Below are 6,416 nucleotides of genomic sequence, written 5' to 3' on the forward strand. Positions count from 1 at the left end.
TCGGCACGGAGGGCGAGGGCTTCGCCCGGGCGAACTTCGCCTGCTCCGCAGAGCTGCTCACCGAGGCGTTCGTGCGGATGGGCCGGGTCGCCGCAGAGCGCGGCTGACGCCGGATTCCACGCGCTCGCGCGGATCGGGTTCGGGTCCGGCCCCGCCGTCACCCGCCGGCGGCGCCACCGTGGCCGCGGCGCCACAGGAACACCGTCATCGTGGCGGTGAGGACGGTCCGCGCGTCCTGATCGTGCATCTCGATGTCCATCCCAACCCGCCCCCTCGCCTCGTCGAGGCTCACCTCGGTCACGGTGGCCGTGCCACTCAGCGTGGCGCCCGGACGCACCGGGGCGGTGAAGCGCAGGCGGTCGAATCCGCGCCCGGCGATCACGGCCGACCGTGAGTAGAACGCCTCCACGCTGAGCTTCTGGAGGATCGCCAGGGTGTGGATGCCGCTGGCGATCACGCCTCCGTGGTGCCCGGTCGCAGCGGCGGCCGGGTCCGTGTGGAACCACTGGGGATCCCACTCGGACGCGAAGTCGACGATCTCCTCCTCCGAGAGGGTCATCTCCCCGAGTCGGATCCGATATCCACTGTGCAGATCGTCCGCTGTGATCAGCCCAGACATCTCGCGTTCCCTTTCTGCGAATCGGCCATGGGGACAACGGCCCCGAACGCCCTCCCGCGCGAGGTGGTGCACACGTTCCGCGACACCGAGAGGCGTTCGCACGCGCCGGGATGCTCGTACGGCGGCCGCCCCGGTATCCCCGGGACGACCGCCGTACGGGCCGTGTGGGAGGAGGTCAGCCCTGCTCGGCTGCCAGCTTCTTCAGCGACTCGGTGGGCGAGAAGCGCTCACCGTACTTGGCGGCCAGCTCGTCGGCACGGGTGACGAAACCCTTGTACCCGGTGGCGATCTTGGCCCCCGGTTCGGAGTAGTTCTTGGCGTACTGGCGGGTGCCGCCGGTCCACGCCGGGAATCCGATGCCGATTATGGAGCCGATATTGGCGTCCGCGTCGTCGACGATCACGCCCTCGTCGACGCACTTCTGCGTCTCGAGGACCTCTGCGAAGATCATGCGATCGATGAGATCCTGGAGCGGGGGTGCGTTGTCCGGGGAGGTGTTGAACGCCTCGCGGAGACCCGACCACAATCCGGCGCGCTTGCCGTCGGCGTACTCGTAGAACCCGGCGCCGGCGGCGCGGCCGGAACGCTCGAGCTCTTCGACCATCTTGAGGATCACCTGGTCGACGGCGTCGGGGACGAACTCCTCACCAGCGGCCTCTGCGGCGTCGCGGGTCGCCTGACGGATCTTGACCATGAGGTTGAGGTTCAGCTCGTCGGACAGCTGCAGCGGGGCCGCCGGGTAGCCGGCGATGCGGCCGGCCTGCTCGATGGTGGCGGGCTCGATGCCCTCGGCCAGCATCCCGATCGCCTCGTTGACGAACGTGCCGATGACCCGTGAGGTGTAGAAGCCACGCGAGTCGTTGACCACGATCGGGATCTTGCGAATGGCCAGCGTGAGGTCGATCGCCTTGGCCAGCGTCTCCGGGGTGGTCTTGTCACCCTTGATGATCTCGACCAGCTGCATCTTGTCGACGGGCGAGAAGAAGTGCAGGCCGATGAAGTCCTCGGGCCGCTTGACGCCCGTGGCGAGGTCGGTGATCGGCAGGGTCGAGGTGTTGGAGCCGAGCAGCGCGTCGGGGGCGACGATGTCCTCGATCTCCTGGAACACCTTCTTCTTCAGCTCGGGCGACTCGAAGACGGCCTCGATCACGAGGTCGCACCCCGCCAGGGCCTGCGGGTCTGTCGTGGGGGTGATGCGGGCGAGCAGGGCGTCGGACTTCTCCTGCGTGGTGCGACCGCGCTCGAGGGCCTTGGCCTCGATGCTCTCCGAGTACGCCTTGCCCTTGTCGGCGGAGGCCTGCTCGACGTCCTTGAGCACGACCTCGATGCCGGCCTTCGCGCACACGTACGCGATGCCGGCGCCCATCATGCCGGCGCCGAGGACACCGACCTTCGTGAACTGGGTGCGCGGGATCTCCGAGCCGTCGGCGGCCTTGGGCCGGGCCCCGCCCGAGGAGCAGTGCTGCATGTCGAAGAAGAACGCCTGGATCATGTTCTTCGCGATGGGGCCGGTGACGAGGGACACGAAGTAGCGTGCTTCGATCTTCTCGGCGGTGGCGAAGTCGACCTGCGAGCCCTCTACGGCGGCGGCCATGATGGCGCGCGGTGCCGGGGAGGGTGCGCCCTTGGTCTGCTTGCGCATGTTCGCCGGGAACGACGGCAGGACGCCGGCCAGCGCCGGGTCACTGATGGTGCCGCCGGGCAGGGTCCAGCCCTTGCGGTCCCACGGCTGGCTCGCCTCGGGGTCGGTCTTGATCCAGGCCTTGGCTGCGTCGAGGAGCTTCTCGGGCTCGACGACCTCGTCGACCAGGCCGGCCTTGAGAGCCTTGTCCGGGGCGAAGGACCGGCCGGACATGAGAATGTTGGGCACGGCCTGCGCGAGGCCGAACATGCGGACGGTGCGGACGATGCCGCCGCCGCCCGGCAGCAGCCCGAGGGTGACCTCGGGCAGGCCGACCTTGGCGCCGCGGGCGTCGGCCATGACGCGGTGGTGGCAGGCGAGCGCGAGCTCGAGGCCACCGCCCAGGGCCGCGCCGTTGAGGGCGGCCACGACCGGAACGCCGCAGGTTTCAAGAGCGCGCATGCGGCCCTTGATGCTCATGGACCGCTCGAAGAGCTCGTCGGCCTGGTCGGGACCGGCCTTGATCATGGACTTGAGGTCGCCGCCGCCGAAGAAGCTCTTCTTGGCGGACGTCAGCACAACGCCCTTGATGGACTCCTTCTCGGCCTCGATGCGGTCGACGGTGGCGGAGAAGTCGTCGATGAACCGGGCGTTCATCGTGTTGGCGCCGTGGTCGGGGTCGTCCATGGTGAGGGTGACGATGCCGTCGCCGTCCTGCTCCCACCGGAACATGTTTTCGCTCACTGGTTTTCTACTCCTATGCCTGTGGTGTCGGTGCGGGTCAGACGCGTTCGATGATGGTGGCCACGCCCATGCCGCCACCCACGCAGAGGGTGATGAGGGCTCGTTTGCCGCCGGTGCGCTCGAGCTCGTCGAGCACCGTGCCGGTGATCATCGCGCCGGTCGCGCCGAGCGGGTGCCCCATGGCGATGGCGCCGCCGTTGACGTTGAGCTTCTCGTCGGGGATGTTCATGTCCTTCTGGAAGCGCAGCACGACGGAGGCGAAGGCCTCGTTGAGCTCCCACAGGTCGATGTCGTCGGGGGTCAGGCCGGCGGTGGCGAGCGCCTTCTTGGCCGCCGGGGTGGGCCCGGTCAGCATGATGGTGGTGTCGGCACCGGAGGTGGCCGCGGCGACGACGCGGGCGCGCGGGGTCATGCCCATCTCCTGCCCGGCCTTCTCCGATCCGACGACCACGAGTGCGGCGCCGTCGACGATGCCGGACGAGTTGCCACCGTGGTGGACGTGGTTGATCTCCTCGACCCAGTGGTACTTCTGCAGTGCCACCGCGTCGAATCCGCCCATGTCGCCGACCATGGCGAAGGACGGCTTGAGCTTGGCCAGGGCCTCGACGGTGGTGCCCGGGCGCATGTGCTCATCATGGTCGAGGATGGTGACGCCGTTGATGTCCTTGACGGGCACGACGGACTTGGCGAAGCGCCCCTCTTCCCATGCGCGGGCGGCCAGGCGCTGCGAGCGCTCGGCGTAGCGGTCCACGTCCTCGCGGGTGAACCCCTCGAGGGTGGCGATGAGGTCGGCGCCGATCCCCTGCGGGGAGAAGTAGGTGTCGTAGTTGGTGGCCGGGTCCAGAGCCCAGGCGCCGCCGTCGGAGCCCATCGGCGCCCGGGACATCGACTCGACACCACCGGCGAGGACGACCTCGTCCCACCCGGAACGGATCTTCTGCGCTGCCATGTTGATCGTGGTCAGACCGGAGGCACAGAAACGGTTGATCTGCACACCCGCGACGGTGTCGGGCATCTTGGCGGCCAGCGCGGCGATCCGCGGCAGGTCCATGCCCTGATCCCCCGTCGGGGTGACGATCCCGTAGATGATGTCGGAGATCCGGTTCTCGTCGAGATCGGGGAAGCGACGCCGCATCTCCTCGATGAGGCCGACGACCAGGTCGATCGGCTTGACCCCGTGCAGGGCGCCGCCAGGCTTGCCCTTGCCTCGCGGAGTCCGGATGGCGTCGTAGATGAATGCCTCGGTCATGGGTGGTCCACGGCCTTTCTCTGGGCGAGCTGATACGTGTTCCGCTTCACACTACGCTGTGCCCACCGGACGGTTCGGACTGCGGTCCGTTTCTGCACGAGACTCACTGGGCTCGCTCCGGTGGCACAGTGGGTCCCGTGACCGAGAACCACGCCGTATCCCCTGCCCTGGCCGAGCTCGCCGATGTCTGCGGCGTCGCATCGAGTTACGAGGACGCCGACGGCGTCCGTCGCGAGGTCCCGGCCTCGACCCTGCGCGCGGTGCTCGCCGCGATGGGCGTCGAGGTCGGCGGCGACGACGACGACGAGGGCGGCGTCTCCGAACGTGAGGCACTCGGTGCTGTTCGTCTGCGCCCCTGGCGACGTGTGCTGCCACCGACGCTGGTGGCGCGTGAGGGCACCGCCATCGGGTGCCCGGTCCACGTCCCGCGCGGCGCGATCGTGAATGTCGAGGTCCTTCTCGAGGACGCCGACGTGCCGTCGACGTTGCTCCCCCTCGACGAACCCCGGATCGCCCGGGATGTCGACGGGGTGGCGATGGAGCGGGTCACTCTGGCGGTCCCCGATGATCTGCCCGTCGGATGGCATCGCGTCACCGCAGTGGTCCGAGCCCCGGACGGCACCCGCCACTCCAGTGAGTGCACCCTGCTAGTCCATCCCCGCGCGATCCCCGTGCCCGCCGGACTCGAGGAGCACCGTGCAGTCGGGTTGGCGGCACAGATCTATCAGGTCCGGTCGGAACAATCCTGGGGCGTCGGCGATCTGGCCGACCTCGGGGACCTCGCCGGGTGGGCGAGCCGCGACTTCGGCGCGGACTTCGTCCTGGTCAACCCCATGCATGCGGGTGAGCCGTTCGTGCCGGTCGGTCCGTCGCCCTATCTCCCGACGACCCGCCGGTTCGCCTCCCCCCTGTACCTGCGCCCCGAGCTCGTGCCGGAGTACTCCGCCCTGTCAGTCGCCGACCGCCGTCGCGTGGATGACCTGGCCCGCACCGCGGCTGCGACCAACACTGTGGACACGATCGATCGCGACAGTTCGTGGACCGCGAAGCTCGAGGCGTTGCGCATCCTGTTCATGGTCCCGCTGGCTCGCGCCCGGGCCGACTCGTTCGACCGGTTCGTCGATGAGCAGCCCGGGATTCTGGGCTTCGCCACGTGGTCCGCGCTGGCCGGTGACCACGGCCCCGACTGGTCCACCTGGCCGGAGGAACTCCGGGATCCGGGCTCGGAGGCCGTCGCGGGTTACGCCGACGAGAATCCGGAAGAGATCCGTTTCCACCTGTGGTTGCAGTGGTTGGTCGCGGAGCAGCGGGCGCACGCCCAGCGCGAGGCCCTTGCCGCGGGGATGCGTCTCGGGGTCCTGCACGATCTGGCGGTGGGGGTCCATCCCACGGGCGCCGATGCGTGGTCGCTCCACCATTCACTGGCCCGTGGGGTCTCGGTGGGTGCTCCCCCGGACGCCTATAACCAACGCGGTCAGGACTGGTCGCAGCCGCCGCTCCGTCCGGACGCCCTCGCCGAGGAGGGCTACCGTCCCTTCCGCGACATCGTCCGCGCGGCATTGCGGGATTCAGGCGGCGTCCGGATCGATCACATCCTCGGCCTGTTCCGGCTGTGGTGGATTCCCCGGGGCGCGGCTCCGACCGAGGGCACATATGTCCACTATGACCACGAGGCGATGCTCGGAGTTCTCGCACTCGAGGCGTCACGGGCCGGCGCGGTCGTGGTGGGCGAGGACCTGGGAACGGTGGCCCCGGGGGTCCGCGAGACGCTGTCCGAGCTCGGGATCCTGGGCACGTCCGTGATGTGGTTCGAGCAGGACGAGGACGCCCCGATCCCGCCTGAGGACTATCGACGGCTGTGTATGGCGTCGGTGACGACCCATGATCTCCCGCCGACCGCCGGCTACGCCGACCTCGTCCATGTGGATATCCGCGAGGAGTTGGGACAGTTGACGGGCGACAGCGCCGAGGAACGTCGTGGTGCCGAGGCCGAGATCTCGGCCTTCACTGCTGTCGTGCGGGAGCGTGGCCTGCTCGACGGGGACTCCCCCGATGATCTGGTCGTGGCACTGCATCGATTCGTGGCCGAGTCGCCGTCGCTGTTGTTCGCCGTGTCGGTGGCGGATCTCGTGGGTGATCGCCGTGCGGTGAATGTTCCGGGGACGTCGGATGAGTATCCGAAT

General features: G+C 68.9%; 4 protein-coding genes. 1 reads left to right on the top strand and 3 read right to left on the bottom strand.

The window, feature by feature from the left end:
- Positions 1-157 precede the first annotated feature (157 nt).
- The 3 genes from G6023_RS11670 to G6023_RS11680 form a co-directional block, all read right to left on the bottom strand.
- Positions 158-559, bottom strand: a complete 402-nt coding sequence (locus G6023_RS11670) for a MaoC/PaaZ C-terminal domain-containing protein (protein WP_241504786.1) — start codon at positions 557-559, stop codon at positions 158-160.
- A gap of 235 nt (positions 560-794) precedes the next feature.
- A complete protein-coding gene (locus G6023_RS11675; protein ID WP_132063576.1) occupies positions 795-2,984 on the bottom strand; it encodes a 3-hydroxyacyl-CoA dehydrogenase NAD-binding domain-containing protein in 2,190 nt (729 codons plus the stop codon).
- 37 nt (positions 2,985-3,021) lie between these two features.
- Positions 3,022-4,233 (bottom strand): acetyl-CoA C-acetyltransferase, encoded by a 1,212-nt coding sequence (locus G6023_RS11680; protein WP_096905959.1) that lies wholly within the window; start codon positions 4,231-4,233, stop codon positions 3,022-3,024.
- Between the two features lie 137 nt (positions 4,234-4,370).
- Between G6023_RS11680 and malQ the strand changes: the two genes are divergently transcribed.
- On the top strand, positions 4,371-6,416 hold a 2,046-nt coding region (gene malQ / locus G6023_RS11685; RefSeq protein ID WP_182635623.1), incomplete at its 3' end, for a 4-alpha-glucanotransferase.

Source organism: Dietzia sp. DQ11-71 (assembly GCF_014144995.1).
Lineage (GTDB): Bacteria > Actinomycetota > Actinomycetes > Mycobacteriales > Mycobacteriaceae > Dietzia > Dietzia kunjamensis.